Origin of the sequence: Klebsiella sp. CD33 (assembly GCF_051992865.1) — a bacterium.
GTDB classification, from domain to species: Bacteria; Pseudomonadota; Gammaproteobacteria; order Enterobacterales; family Enterobacteriaceae; genus Klebsiella; species Klebsiella pneumoniae.
Window position 1 is genome coordinate 4,271,999 of the sequence record NZ_CP197023.1, and the last position, 13,174, is coordinate 4,285,172.

12 protein-coding genes are annotated in these 13,174 nt (G+C 57.8%); 9 read left to right on the forward strand and 3 right to left on the reverse strand.

The window, feature by feature from the left end:
- The first annotated feature begins 591 nt into the window (after nucleotides 1–591).
- From aroP to ACR809_RS21010, 3 genes are all read left to right on the forward strand, one after another.
- On the forward strand, nucleotides 592–1,962 hold the full coding sequence (aroP, locus tag ACR809_RS21000) for an aromatic amino acid transporter AroP (protein WP_004147090.1): 1,371 nt from the start codon (nucleotides 592–594) through the stop codon (nucleotides 1,960–1,962).
- A 184-nt stretch (nucleotides 1,963–2,146) separates the two neighbouring features.
- Entirely contained in the window at nucleotides 2,147–3,553 is a 1,407-nt protein-coding gene (locus ACR809_RS21005; protein WP_004145929.1) for a glycoside-pentoside-hexuronide (GPH):cation symporter, read from the forward strand.
- Nucleotides 3,553–4,503 (forward strand): glycoside hydrolase family 43 protein, encoded by a 951-nt coding sequence (locus tag ACR809_RS21010; protein WP_004177405.1) that lies wholly within the window; start codon nucleotides 3,553–3,555, stop codon nucleotides 4,501–4,503. Before ACR809_RS21005 ends, ACR809_RS21010 begins: the two co-directional genes overlap by 1 nt.
- 235 nt (nucleotides 4,504–4,738) lie before the next feature.
- Here the strand turns inward: ACR809_RS21010 and ampE are convergent, their stop codons facing one another.
- Both ampE and ampD read right to left on the reverse strand, forming a co-directional pair.
- Nucleotides 4,739–5,593 (reverse strand): beta-lactamase regulator AmpE, encoded by an 855-nt coding sequence (gene ampE / locus ACR809_RS21015; RefSeq protein WP_004177406.1) that lies wholly within the window; start codon nucleotides 5,591–5,593, stop codon nucleotides 4,739–4,741.
- A complete protein-coding gene (gene ampD / locus ACR809_RS21020) occupies nucleotides 5,590–6,153 on the reverse strand; it encodes a 1,6-anhydro-N-acetylmuramyl-L-alanine amidase AmpD (protein WP_002888692.1) in 564 nt (187 codons plus the stop codon). Before ampD ends, ampE begins: the two co-directional genes overlap by 4 nt.
- A 133-nt stretch (nucleotides 6,154–6,286) precedes the next feature.
- On the opposite strand from ampD, the gene nadC reads away from it, so the two are divergent.
- From nadC to hofC, 4 genes are all read left to right on the forward strand, one after another.
- Nucleotides 6,287–7,180, forward strand: a complete 894-nt coding sequence (nadC, locus tag ACR809_RS21025) for a carboxylating nicotinate-nucleotide diphosphorylase (RefSeq protein WP_002888684.1) — start codon at nucleotides 6,287–6,289, stop codon at nucleotides 7,178–7,180.
- A gap of 181 nt (nucleotides 7,181–7,361) precedes the next feature.
- A complete protein-coding gene (gene ppdD / locus ACR809_RS21030) occupies nucleotides 7,362–7,793 on the forward strand; it encodes a prepilin peptidase-dependent pilin (protein WP_002888683.1) in 432 nt (143 codons plus the stop codon).
- Between the two features lie 10 nt (nucleotides 7,794–7,803).
- Nucleotides 7,804–9,189: a type II secretion system protein GspE gene (gene gspE, locus ACR809_RS21035; protein WP_004145935.1), complete on the forward strand. Its 1,386-nt coding sequence runs from the start codon at nucleotides 7,804–7,806 to the stop codon at nucleotides 9,187–9,189.
- Complete coding sequence (gene hofC / locus ACR809_RS21040) at nucleotides 9,179–10,384, forward strand: protein transport protein HofC (protein WP_004182933.1); 1,206 nt, start codon at nucleotides 9,179–9,181, stop codon at nucleotides 10,382–10,384. The genes gspE and hofC overlap by 11 nt, the downstream gene beginning before the upstream one ends.
- A 36-nt stretch (nucleotides 10,385–10,420) precedes the next feature.
- On the opposite strand, the gene ACR809_RS21045 is transcribed toward hofC, so the two are convergent.
- Entirely contained in the window at nucleotides 10,421–11,464 is a 1,044-nt protein-coding gene (locus tag ACR809_RS21045) for a GMP reductase (RefSeq protein ID WP_122051552.1), read from the reverse strand.
- 343 nt (nucleotides 11,465–11,807) lie between these two features.
- Between ACR809_RS21045 and coaE the strand changes: the two genes are divergently transcribed.
- Both coaE and zapD read left to right on the forward strand, forming a co-directional pair.
- Entirely contained in the window at nucleotides 11,808–12,428 is a 621-nt protein-coding gene (coaE, locus tag ACR809_RS21050; RefSeq protein ID WP_029496935.1) for a dephospho-CoA kinase, read from the forward strand.
- Complete coding sequence (gene zapD, locus ACR809_RS21055) at nucleotides 12,428–13,171, forward strand: cell division protein ZapD (RefSeq protein WP_004178596.1); 744 nt, start codon at nucleotides 12,428–12,430, stop codon at nucleotides 13,169–13,171. The genes coaE and zapD overlap by 1 nt, the downstream gene beginning before the upstream one ends.
- Nucleotides 13,172–13,174 lie beyond the last annotated feature (3 nt).

Here is a 13,174-nt window from a genome sequence, read left to right on the forward strand (position 1 = left end):
TTCGTAGCGCTAAAGTAACAAAGTATTCACCTTCTGTCCATACAGGTTTTGATTGAAATCAGTAAACCCGGGACATTTTAACAACCTTACAGAAATAACATTTCAGAAATGTAACCTTGCACAAATGTTACGTTTACTCACAAAGAGGTAGCCTTAACTTTATAGAAACGAAAAATTACGCTTTCTGAACCGATTCAACGCTGCAATAAATGAATACATAGTCACTTAAAGTGAATAAATAATGACAAAGCAGCATGCATCAAAATACGACAGATTGTGACTATTGATGTCTTTTTAGACACATCGTCATCATCCCTTCATAAAGCAGGTGCATTCAAACGCGCTTACCACTATTCTGCCGGAGACGAAAGGCCTTTTTCGGAATTACCACACAGCCTTCCGTAAACAAAACAATACAGAAACGGAAGTTACTGAATACACAAACACAACAATATGTGCGCGCCATCACTCAGGTAAAAAGTGGGCCACTTCGCCCAAATTTTCGCTGGCTATGCTTTCAGGCAGGGACAGCAGTGAAGCAGCAACCTGACGGATGACGTACACAAAAAATAACCACACACGAGGTTTCATATGGAAGGTCAACAGCACGGCGATCGGCTGAAGCGCGGCCTGAAAAACCGTCACATTCAGCTCATCGCGCTGGGCGGGGCTATCGGCACCGGCCTGTTTCTGGGGAGCGCGTCCGTCATTCAGTCCGCCGGCCCGGGTATCATTCTTGGTTACGCTATCGCCGGTTTTATCGCTTTCCTGATCATGCGTCAGCTGGGCGAAATGGTGGTGGAAGAGCCGGTGGCCGGCTCATTTAGCCACTTTGCTTACAAATACTGGGGCGGTTTTGCCGGCTTCGCCTCCGGCTGGAACTACTGGGTACTGTATGTCCTGGTGGCCATGGCGGAACTGACCGCCGTTGGCAAATATATCCAGTTCTGGTGGCCGGAAATCCCTACCTGGGCCTCGGCGGCGGTCTTCTTCATCGCCATCAACGCCATTAACCTGACCAATGTCAAAGTGTTCGGTGAAATGGAATTCTGGTTCGCGATTATCAAAGTGGTCGCCGTAGTGGCGATGATTTTGTTCGGCGGCTGGCTGCTGTTCAGCGGCAACGGCGGCCCGCAGGCGACGGTACGTAACCTGTGGGACCAGGGGGGCTTCCTGCCGCACGGCTTTTACGGGCTGGTGATGATGATGGCGATCATCATGTTCTCCTTTGGCGGCCTGGAGCTGGTGGGGATCACCGCCGCGGAAGCGGATAATCCGGAGCAAAGCATTCCAAAAGCCACCAATCAGGTTATTTACCGTATTCTGATCTTCTATGTTGGTTCGCTGGCGGTGCTGCTCTCCCTGCTGCCGTGGACCCGCGTCACCGCGGACACCAGTCCGTTCGTCCTGATCTTCCATGAACTTGGCGATACGCTGGTGGCAAACGCTCTGAACGTGGTGGTGCTGACGGCAGCGCTGTCGGTTTATAACAGCTGCGTGTACTGCAACAGCCGTATGCTGTTCGGCCTTGCTCAGCAGGGCAACGCGCCAAAAGCGCTGCTCAGCGTCGACAAACGCGGCGTGCCGGTGAATACCATTCTCGTCTCGGCCCTGGTCACTGCGCTGTGCGTGCTGATCAACTACCTGGCGCCTGAATCTGCTTTCGGTCTGCTGATGGCGCTGGTGGTCTCGGCCCTGGTCATCAACTGGGCGATGATCAGCCTCGCGCATATGAAATTCCGTCGCGCCAAAAAGCAGCAGGGCGTGGTCACGCGTTTCCCGGCCCTCTTCTATCCGCTGGGCAACTGGCTGTGCCTGCTGTTTATGGCGGCGGTGCTGGTGATTATGCTGATGACCCCGGGGATGGCGATTTCCGTCTGGCTGATCCCGGTATGGATTGCGGTGCTGGGCGTGGGCTACCTGTTTAAAGAGAAAGCCGCCGCCACCATAAAAGCACAATAATACATCTCACCAATACTTCACTTTGCTCTGCGCCCTCCCCTGAATAATGGGCGCAGAGCATTGTTATCTGCTTCACACTTTCCCCTCCATAGCTTATTTATCCATATCGTCAACGAGTTCCTGCAACGTATTTCTGCCAACCGCAGCCAATAATTCTCTCCATACTGCAACGGAGAGACCGCACATGGCAGAGAACACGCTTTCAATAAGAGAAAAGATTGGTTACGGGATGGGTGATGCCGGATGCAATATTATCTTTGGCGCCATCATGCTGTTTGTGAACTATTTTTACACTGATATATTCGGACTGGCGCCGGCGCTGGTCGGCGTACTTCTGCTCTCGGTGCGAGTCATCGATGCGGTAACCGACCCTATCATGGGCGCTCTTGCCGACCGCACCCGTAGTAAATATGGTCGCTTTCGTCCATGGCTGCTGTGGATCGCCTTCCCCTACGCCCTGTTCAGCGTCCTGATGTTCACCACTCCTGAGTGGACCTACAATAGCAAAGTCATCTATGCGTTTGTGACCTACTTTCTGCTGTCGATTACCTATACCGCGATTAATATTCCCTACTGCTCGCTGGGAACGGTGATGACCGCCGATCCGAAAGAGCGTGTTGCCTGCCAGTCTTATCGTTTCGTCATGGTGGGTATCGCCACGCTCCTGCTGTCATTGACGCTGCTGCCAATGGCCGACTGGTTCGGCGGCGCCGATAAAGCGAAGGGCTACCAGATGGCGATGACCGTGCTGGCCTTTATCGGTATGTGTATGTTCCTGTTCTGCTTCGCCACCGTGCGCGAACGTATCCGCCCGGCGGTGCAGACGAATGACGAACTGAAAAAAGATCTGAAAGACGTCTGGAAAAATGACCAGTGGGTGCGCATCCTGCTGCTCACGCTGTGCAACGTCTGTCCGGGCTTTATCCGCATGGCCGCCACCATGTACTACGTCACCTGGGTGATGGGACAAAGCACCCATTTTGCCACCCTGTTTATCAGCCTCGGCGTAGTTGGGATGATGATTGGCAGCATGCTGGCGAAAGTCCTGACCGACCGCTGGTGCAAACTGCAGGTTTTCTTCTGGACCAATATCGTGCTGGCCGTGTTCTCCTGCGCCTTCTATTTCTTTAATCCACACGCCACCACGCTGATTATGGTGCTCTACTTCCTGCTCAACATTCTGCATCAAATCCCTTCCCCGCTACACTGGTCGCTAATGTCCGACGTTGATGACTACGGCGAATGGAAAACCGGCAAGCGCATCACCGGTATCAGCTTCTCCGGTAATCTGTTCTTCCTCAAGGTCGGCCTGGCGGTCGCCGGGGCAATGGTCGGTTTCCTGCTGTCATGGTACGGCTACGACGCCGGCGCGAAAGCGCAAAGCGCCTCCGCGCTGAACGGTATCGTGCTGCTATTCTCAGTCATTCCCGGCGTCGGCTATCTGATCACCGCCGGCGTGGTGCGCCTGCTGAAGGTTGACCGTACCCTGATGCGCCAGATTCAGAGCGATCTGGAGAAGCGCCGCAGCAACTACAGCGAGCTGAACGAATACCAGGAACTGAAAACCAGTGAACACGTAAGGAAAGCCTGATGAACAACTGGCCAAACCCCTTTATTGAACAGCGTGCAGACCCCTTTATCCTGCGCCATCTTAGCCACTACTACTTTATTGCCTCGGTGCCGGAATACGACCGGCTGGAGATCCGGCGCGCGGTAACCCTTGAAGGATTACGCGATGCTGAGCCGGTCGTGGTTTGGCGCGCGCCGCAAAGCGGGCCGATGAGCCAGCTGATTTGGGCGCCGGAGCTGCATGAAATAGACGGTAAGTGGTATATCTATTTTGCCGCCACCCATACTCACGATCTGGATGCGCTGGGGATGTTCCAGCATCGCATGTTCGTTCTCGAGTGCGCTGACAGCGATCCGCTGACCGGCCGCTGGCAGGAAAAAGGCCAGGTGGTCACGCCTTTCGATACCTTCGCCCTCGATGCCACCACTTTTACCCATCAGGGGAAACGCTGGTATCTGTGGGCGCAAAAATCCCCGCATATCGAAGGCAACTCAAACCTGTATCTCGCCGAAATGGCTAACCCATGGACGTTAAAAGGCGAGCCGGTCATGCTGAGCAAGCCGGAGTTCGACTGGGAGTGCCGGGGATTTAAGGTCAACGAAGGGCCTGCGGTACTGATGCATGGCGATAAGCTATTTATCAGCTATTCCGCCAGCGCCACCGATGAAAACTACTGCATGGGGTTGTTATGGATCGACCGGCAGGCCGATCCGCTGCAGCCGGCAAACTGGCATAAAGCTCCGCAGCCGGTGTTCCGCACCAGCTATGAAAACCGCCAGTATGGCCCAGGTCATAATAGTTTTACCCAAACGCCGGAAGGGGAAGATGTGCTGGTGTATCACGCGCGGAATTACACTGAGATAGAAGGCGACCCGCTGTATGATCCCAATCGCCATACGCGGTTAAAGCTGGTCAGCTGGCGGGAAGACGGGATGCCCGACTTCGGTATTCCACCGGCGGATACGCTGTAGCGGTTCGGAATGTTACCCGCTGGCGCGGGTTCTCCAGGCCGGGTCAGGCGAAGCCGCCACCCGGCAACATGACCAGCACGGCGTCTGATATATCGCCCGGCGGCGCTGTTGCTTGCCGGGCCTACGTGACGTGAGCCTGCGGGTGACTCGCCAGGCCGGATAAGCGCAGCGCCATCAGGCAACAAAAGCCCCGCAGGTACGTACATCGTGGCAGGCAGCGCGCGGGCTCAGGCCGTTAAACCAGGGTACCGTAAATCGTCAGCAGCGCCATAATCACCACTACCACCAGCGAAGTCTTCTTAGCCATCGATACCGCAGCCTTCGGCGTCGCTACTTTATCCACGTGCGGCTCACGGGCCAGGGAATACTGCGCCAGGCGGGTCAACACCTGATACTGCGACGAATGGCGGTCGCCCAGCGAAGCAAACCACGCCGGGAGCGCTTTTTCACCATGGCCCACCAGGGCATAGACCACCCCCACCAGACGCACCGGCAGCCAGTCCACAATATGCAGGATACCATCGATCCCGGACTGCAACCGGTGGTGCGGCGTCTGGTAGCGCGCCAGCCATGTCTGCCAGGCGCGCAGTACGCTGTAGGCGATAAGCGTCAGCGGGCCCCAGGCGCCCCCCACGACAAACCAGAAAAGCGGCGCCAGATAGTATCGATAGTTAATCCACAGCAGCGCATTTTGCAGTTCGCTAAGGTACTCACGCTCATCACAGCCCGGCGGCACGCCGTGAATAAGCGTCAGCTCGCTGGCCATGGCATCGCAGGCGCGACTGTCATTGCGCGACGCCGCTTTCAGATAGGCATGGTAGTGCAGCCGAACTTTGCCGGCGCCAATGCATAGCAGGCCCAGTAAAATCCAGAACACCAGCAGCGGTATGTTAAACAGCTGCCCCTGCAGCAGACGCTGAATGATATACACGACCGCGACGGCCACCAGCGTCATCAGCAGCGTGCCCGGTAACGAGAAATGTTTTATCCGGCGAAACGCCACCTCCAGCCGATGATCAAGCTGCCAGTGTTCGCCCAGCTTAAACAGCCGTTCGGCGATAAGCACCAACAGCGTCGTAAACAGCGTCATGAGGTCTCCTTTTCTGACGGGGCGCTGAGCAGCGCACGGTATTTTATCCAGTCAAAGGCCGGTCCTGGATCGGTTTTCCGCACGGGCGCGATATCGCTGTGGCCCGCAATGTTTTCGGCGATAGCCGGATAAAGCGCGATCAGCAGATCCGTCACCGCCGCCAGCTGCCGGTACTGCGCGTCGGTATACGCCAGAGTATCGGTGCCTTCCAGCTCTATGCCGATGGAAAAGTCATTGCAGCGTTCGCGTCCCTGATAACAGGAGACGCCCGCATGCCACGCCCGCTTATCGAAAGGCACATACTGCACGATTTCGCCATCACGGCGAATCAGACAATGCGCCGAAACGCGCAGATGAGCAATCTCGGCAAAGAAAGGATGCGCGTGCGGATCCAGGGTACCAGTGAACAGCGCATCAATCCACGGACCACCAAATTCCCCCGGTGGCAGGCTAATGTTATGCACCACCAGTAAGGAAGGGGTCTCTTCATCCGGACGGCAGTCATGGTGCGGCGAGGGAACCCGACGCGCGCCGACCAACCACCCCTCGTTCAACTGCATGCGGGATCTCCTTTCGCGAACTCATGCTTCCGGGCCACACGCCGGCCCAAAGGATGAAGTGTGTATGGTACTGAAACGTCGTTCAGGTTAGCATGTTTCCCACTTCTGAATCTTATCTATCTGGAGCTTTATCATGTCGCCTCGTCGTTACAACCCCGACCGCCGCCGTGACGTGCTGCTGGAACGTATTAATCTCGATATTACCGATGCTGTCGCACACTCCCTGCGGGAAGATCTGGGCGGCGAAGTCGACGCCAACAACGATATTAGCGCGCAATTATTGCCGCAGGATGCACGCTCCCATGCGGTGGTCATTACTCGTGAAGATGGCGTCTTCTGTGGCAAACGCTGGGTGGAAGAGGTCTTTATTCAGCTCGCCGGTGACGACGTGAATATCACCTGGCACGTGGCCGACGGCGATGCGGTCAAAGCCGACCAGCCGCTGTTCGAATTGGAAGGCCCGTCGCGTATTCTGCTCACCGGCGAACGCACGGCGCTGAACTTTGTGCAAACCCTCTCCGGCGTCGCCAGCGTCGTCCGTCGCTATGTCGACCTGCTCGCCGGCACCAAAACCCAACTGCTGGATACGCGCAAAACGCTGCCAGGGCTGCGTACCGCGCTGAAATACGCGGTACTCTGCGGCGGCGGCGCCAACCATCGACTGGGCCTGTTCGACGCGTTCCTGATTAAAGAAAACCACATTATCGCCTCCGGATCGATCCGTCAGGCAGTGGAAAAGGCGTTCTGGCTGCATCCTGATGTGCCGGTGGAAGTGGAAGTGGAAACCCTGGATGAACTGGAGCAGGCGTTAAAAGCCGGGGCCGATATCATTATGCTCGATAACTTCACCACCGACCTGATGCGCGAGGCGGTGAAAATTACCGCAGGCCAGGCGGCGCTGGAGGTCTCCGGCAACGTTACCTTTGACACCATCCGCGAATTCGCCGATACCGGCGTCGACTATATTTCCGTCGGCGCCCTGACCAAACATGTGCAGGCGCTCGACCTGTCGATGCGCTTCCGCTGAGCAACAGGCCTTCACGCTTCCGGGCGTGAAGGCCTGAATTTGCGGCCCGCCTCGCAGTCGCCCGTGCTCACCATGAAATCCAGATAAAAACCCTGGAACCCGCTTTCCCGGATCGTTTTCGCCCCCTCGCCTGCGCCCCTCAATCCCTTCACAGTGCTCCTGTCACAACAAGGAGCGACTTATGGATAAACAAAGAGGTTTTACCCTGATTGAACTGATGGTGGTTATCGGAATCATCGCCATTCTTAGCGCCATCGGCATCCCGGCCTACCAGAACTACCTGCGTAAAGCCGCCCTCACCGACCTGCTGCAGACCTTTGTCCCTTACCGGACAGCCATCGAACTTTGCGCGCTCGATCATGGCGGCCTAACGCCATGCGACGGCGGCAGCAACGGCATTCCCTCGCCGACAACCACGCGCTACCTCTCCGCCATGAGCGTGGCCAAAGGGGTCGTCACCCTCACCGGTCAGGAGAGTCTGAACGGACTGGGGGTCACCCTGACGCCGACCTGGGACAATGCCGAGGGCGTCACCGGCTGGCAGCGCGTCTGCACAATCACCGGCAATAGCGCGCTTCAGCAGGCCTGCGAAGACGTTTTCCGGGTGAAGTGAGGGCGAATGCATGAAAACAGAACAGCTGATCCCTCTCTGCCGTCGCTACCACGCCATGCTGCTGCATAGCGATGAACAGACAATCTCTATTGCGGTGGTTAATACCCCGCCGGCGGAGTTAATGGAGGCGCTACGCTTCGCGACGCAAAAGCGGATCGACATTGAATGCTGGAGCCAGGAGCAGATGGATAAGCGTCTGCAGGCCCAGGAAAAGCAGGCGCAACTGGCGCAGAACGACGGGCCGGAAAATATCGCCGAACGGGTCAACCAGATCCTCGAACAGGCCCTGCGTCAGCGGGCGTCTGATATTCATATCGAGCCCACGGAAACGCACTTACGCATCCGCCTGCGGGTCGATGGCGTCCTTCACGCCCTACCGTTGCTGGCTCCCGAACTGGCCGCACCGGTTATCGCGCGACTCAAGGTCCTGGCCAGTCTCGATATCGCCGAGCACCGTTTACCGCAGGATGGCCAGTTCGCGCTGAATCTTGCGGGACGACCGCTCTCTTTTCGCATCGCCACTCTGCCCTGCCGCTATGGCGAAAAGATTGTCCTGCGCCTTCTGCATCAGGTTGACCAGGCGCTGGATCTGGAAGCACTCGGACTCTCATCCTCCCAGCTGGCGGCCTTTCGCCAGGCGCTGAACCAGCCGCAGGGTCTGCTGCTGGTCACCGGCCCAACCGGAAGCGGGAAAACGGTGACCCTCTACAGCGCCCTGCAGGCCAGAAACCGTGAGCAAGTGAATATCTGTAGCGTGGAGGATCCACTGGAGATCCCCATCGCCGGGATGAACCAGACGCAAATCAATCCCCGCGCCGGACTCACTTTTCACAGTGTGCTGCGCGCCCTGTTACGCCAGGATCCGGATATTGTCATGGTGGGCGAGATCCGCGATGCCGAGACCGCTGAAATCGCGCTCAAAGCCGCCCAGACCGGTCATCTGGTGCTATCCACCCTGCACACCAATTCCACCAGTGAAACCCTGACCCGCCTGCAGCAAATGGGCATCGCCCGCTGGATGATTTCCTCTGCGCTCTCGCTGGTCATCGCCCAGCGTCTGGTCCGCAAGCTGTGTCCCCACTGTCGGCGTAATGCCGGCAGCGCCGCCGACCTGCCGCACAGCCTGTGGCCCCGCCCGCTGCCACGCTGGCAGGCAGCGGGCTGCGAACATTGTTACCACGGATATTACGGCCGGCTGGCGCTGTTCGAAGTGCTGCCTGTTACCCCCGGGCTACGCCAGGGGATAGTCCAGGGACTTAACGCCATTGAGATTGAATCTCTGGCGCGAGCCGCAGGGATGATGACGCTTTTTGAAAGCGGCTGTCAGGCTATCGAACAGGGATTGACCAGCCTCGAAGAGGTGGTGCGGGTGCTGGGGATCCCCCATGGCGACTAAGCGTCTCTGGCGCTGGCGCGGTATCGATGTGCAGGGCGCCCCTTGTCAGGGGATGCTATGGCAAACCAAGCGTCTGGAGGTCCTGCAGCACCTCCAACAGCAGCGAGTTATACCGCTGGCTGTACGCCGCTGTGCGGTGAAGCAGAGCCTCTGGCACCCGCGCTACAGTTGCGAAACGATCCGCCAGCTGGCGACCCTGCTGCAGGCCGGCCTGCCGCTGGCGGAAGGGTTATCGCTGCTGGCGCAGCAGCAGTCGCATGCCCAGTGGCAGGCGCTGCTTGAGGCGCTAGGCCGCGAGCTGGCCCAGGGCGTGGCGTTCTCTGCCGCGCTGGCGCAGTGGCCCCAGGCTTTTCCGCCCCTATATCTGGCGATGATTAGCACCGGCGAACTGACGGGCAAGCTCGATATCTGCTGCCTGCAGTTGGCGAATCAGCAGCAGGAGCAGCAGCGGCTCGCCAGCAAAGTCAAAAAAGCGCTGCGCTACCCGCTGATCGTGCTCTCTCTGGCGCTGTTGGTGGTGCTGGGGATGCTCTATTTTGTCCTGCCCGAGTTCACCGCCATCTACCAGACGTTCAGTACGCCGCTACCGCTATTGACGCGGATGGTCGTTGCGGCAGGCGACATGCTAAGTCGCGGCTGGCCGCTGCTGCTGGCCTCGCTGCTGAGCCCGCTGCTGCTCAACCAGCTGATCCGGCGGCGCAGCGACTGGTTGCTGCGCCGCCAGCGGTTGCTTAACGCGCTCCCTCTCATTGGCTCCCTGATCGGCGGACAACAGCTGAGCCTGATCTTCACCATCCTGGCGTTAACCCAAAGCGCCGGTATTAGCTTTCTGCAGGGGCTGCAAAGCGTTGAAGAGTCCCTGTCGTGCCCGCTGTGGCGCCAGCGTCTGGCGCAGGCCCGCGCGCTGATCGTTCAGGGGGAGCCGATTTGGCAGGCGTTAAGCCGCTGCGGCGGTTTTACACCGCTGTGCCTGCAGCTCATCCGCACGGGGGAAAGCGCGGGAGCGCTGGATCAGATGCTGGAAAACCTGGCGCATCACCATCGCCAGCAAACCTATCAGCGAGCCGATAGTCTGGCTGCGCATCTTGAACCAATGATGCTGGTGATAACCGGCTCGCTGGTCGGGATTCTGGTGGTGGCAATGTATTTGCCCGTTTTTCACCTGGGCGATGCCATTGGCGGGGCGGGAGGATGAGAAACACTGGCGCCGCGCAGGCGCCAGTGCAGCCGATTACAGGCTATTGAATACCCGGTTCTCTTGTTCCTGAACGCGGATAAAGGTCGTACGCTTGGTCAGCTCTTTCAGACGCGAGGCGCCAACGTAGGTGCAGGCAGAACGCAGGCCGCCGAGAATATCACGTGCGGTATTCTCCACCGGTCCACGCAAAGGCAGCATAACGGTTTTGCCTTCCGCCGCGCGGTATTTCGCGACACCGCCCACATGGCGGGTCATCGCCGACTCGGAGCTCATGCCGTAGAACAGCATGAATTTCTCTCCGTTCTCTTCAACGATGGTTCCGCCGCTCTCTTCATGGCCCGCCAGCATGCCGCCAAGCATCACGAAATCAGCGCCGCCGCCGAAGGCTTTCGCCACATCGCCCGGCATGGTGCAACCGCCGTCGCTGATGATCTGGCCGCCAAGGCCGTGCGCCGCATCGGCACACTCAATCACGGCGGAGAGCTGCGGATAGCCGACCCCGGTCTTAACGCGGGTGGTGCAGACGGATCCCGGGCCGATGCCAACTTTGACGATATCGGCGCCGGAGAGGATCAGCTCTTCGCACATTTCACCGGTGACCACGTTCCCGGCGATGATAGTTTTTTGCGGCCAGGCTTCGCGCGCCTTCGCCACGAACTGTACAAAGTGCTCGGAGTAGCCGTTGGCGACGTCGATACACACAAAATTCAGCTGTGGGTTCTGAGAGAGGATCTGCTGGGTTTTTTCGAAATCCGCATCGGACGTGCCGGTGGAAACCATCACATGCTTGAGTACGTCTGCGGATGCGCCCTGGGTAAACGCCAGCCATTCTTCAGCGGTGTAGTGCTTATGTACCGCGGTCAGAATACCAAAAGTGGCCAGCGCTTTAGCCATGCTGAAGGTGCCGACGGTATCCATGTTAGCCGCAATAATCGGCACGCCGGACCAGGTCAGGCCTGAATGTTTAAAGGTGAATTCACGTTCCAGCTCAACATCAGAACGGCTTTTGAGGGTAGAGCGTTTCGGGCGGATAAGAACGTCTTTGAAACCAAGCTTCAGATCTTCTTCAATACGCATGTGCGAATTCCTGGGGTTAATGGCATGAATGTGAGAGCACAACTCCAGTGACGTTATCATACGCGCGAATCAGGCCCGCGCAAGACTGCGATTTTCACTTTTTTTACGCTACAATCGTATAAATTTACCTGGTGAATGGAGAAAAAGGCGCCTATGCCTTCCCCTGCCGGAGTATTGTTTTTAACCATTTGATTTGCTTGATTAAAACAAACAGTATAGCGGACGGCGATCCCGGTTGGCGCGGGGCCCTCACGACATGCTCACTGTCGCCTCCCCGGCGCGCTGCCAGTCATCGCTGTCTGCCTGCAAAAAATACGAGCAATCCGTTTCAGGGTCAGAAGATATGGGGTACACAGTCGCGTTAACAGGCGGGATCGGCAGCGGTAAAAGTACGGTCGCCGACGCCTTCGCGCAGCTTGGGGTTAAGGTTATCGATGCCGATGTTATCGCCCGTCAGGTGGTCGAGCCCGGTACCCCGGCGCTCCAGGCCATTGTCGGCCACTTTGGACCACAGATGATTGCCCCCGACGGCACGCTGAACCGCCGCCTGCTGCGGGAAAAAATTTTTGCTCACGTGGAGGAAAAAGCCTGGCTCAATGCGCTGTTGCACCCGCTGATTCAGCAGGAAACGCGCCGCCAGATGCAGGCCGCCACCTCCCCTTATCTCCTCTGGGTCGTACCTTTGCTGGTCGAAAACCACCTGTCCAGTCTGGCCGATCGCGTACTGGTCGTCGATGTGCCGAAAGAGACGCAAATCGAACGCACCATGCTGCGCGATAAGGTCAGCCGCGAACATGCTGAACATATTCTTGCCGCCCAGGCCACGCGCCAGCAGCGCCTGGCCGTCGCGGACGATGTTATTGAAAACACTGGCACGCCGGATGCAGTGGCATCGGATGTTGCCCGCCTGCACGAAAAGTATTTAACGCTGGCATCGCAGGCCGCCTCACAGGAAAACTCGTAATGCATACCCCCGTTCTGTTTGAACATCCTCTTAATGAGAAAATGCGCACCTGGCTGCGCATCGAATTTCTGATCCAGCAGATGGCTTTCCGTCCGCAGATTGCCAGCCATGCCGATGCGCTCCATTTTTTCCGTAACGCCGGCGATCTGCTGGATGTCCTGGAGCGCGGCGAGGTGCGCACTGACCTGGTTAAAGAGCTGGAACGCCAGCAGCGTAAGCTCCAGTCATGGGCAGAAGTGCCGGGCGTCGATCAGGAGCGCATTAACGAGCTGCGCCACCAGTTGAAGCAGTCCTCCAGCACCCTGATGGCCGCGCCGCGCATTGGTCAGTTTCTGCGTGAAGATCGCCTGATTGCGCTGGTGCGTCAGCGCCTGAGTATTCCTGGCGGCTGCTGCAGCTTCGATTTACCGACCCTGCATATCTGGCTCCATATGCCACAGGCGCATCGCGACGAGCAGGTGGCCAGCTGGCTTGCCAGCCTCGATCCGCTGGTCCAGTCCCTGAGCCTGATCCTCGATCTTATCCGCAACTCCGCGCTGTTCCGCAAACAGACCAGCCTCAACGGCTTTTATCAGGATAATGGTGAAGATGCCGATCTGCTGCGCCTGCGTCTCGATCTGGCTCACCAGCTTTATCCGCAAATTTCCGGCCATAAGAGCCGTTTCGCCATCCGTTTCCTGGCGCTGGACAGTGAATATGGGATCGTGCCGGAGCGCTTTGATTTTGAACTGGCCTGCTGTTAAGGA

Excerpts from the sequence above, each read along its gene's own strand:
- aroP (WP_004147090.1), top strand. The coding sequence starts at position 592 with ATGGAAGGTCAACAGCACGGCGATCGGCTGAAGCGCGGCCTGAAAAAC.
- zapD (WP_004178596.1), top strand. The coding sequence starts at position 12,428 with ATGCATACCCCCGTTCTGTTTGAACATCCTCTTAATGAGAAAATGCGC.
- ampE (WP_004177406.1), bottom strand. The coding sequence starts at position 5,593 with ATGACGCTGTTTACGACGCTGTTGGTGCTTATCGCCGAACGGCTGTTT.
- coaE (WP_029496935.1), top strand. The coding sequence starts at position 11,808 with ATGGGGTACACAGTCGCGTTAACAGGCGGGATCGGCAGCGGTAAAAGT.
- ACR809_RS21045 (WP_122051552.1), bottom strand. The coding sequence starts at position 11,464 with ATGCGTATTGAAGAAGATCTGAAGCTTGGTTTCAAAGACGTTCTTATC.
- nadC (WP_002888684.1), top strand. The coding sequence starts at position 6,287 with ATGTCGCCTCGTCGTTACAACCCCGACCGCCGCCGTGACGTGCTGCTG.
- gspE (WP_004145935.1), top strand. The coding sequence starts at position 7,804 with ATGAAAACAGAACAGCTGATCCCTCTCTGCCGTCGCTACCACGCCATG.
- hofC (WP_004182933.1), top strand. The coding sequence starts at position 9,179 with ATGGCGACTAAGCGTCTCTGGCGCTGGCGCGGTATCGATGTGCAGGGC.
- ppdD (WP_002888683.1), top strand. The coding sequence starts at position 7,362 with ATGGATAAACAAAGAGGTTTTACCCTGATTGAACTGATGGTGGTTATC.
- ampD (WP_002888692.1), bottom strand. The coding sequence starts at position 6,153 with ATGCAGTTGAACGAGGGGTGGTTGGTCGGCGCGCGTCGGGTTCCCTCG.
- ACR809_RS21010 (WP_004177405.1), top strand. The coding sequence starts at position 3,553 with ATGAACAACTGGCCAAACCCCTTTATTGAACAGCGTGCAGACCCCTTT.
- ACR809_RS21005 (WP_004145929.1), top strand. The coding sequence starts at position 2,147 with ATGGCAGAGAACACGCTTTCAATAAGAGAAAAGATTGGTTACGGGATG.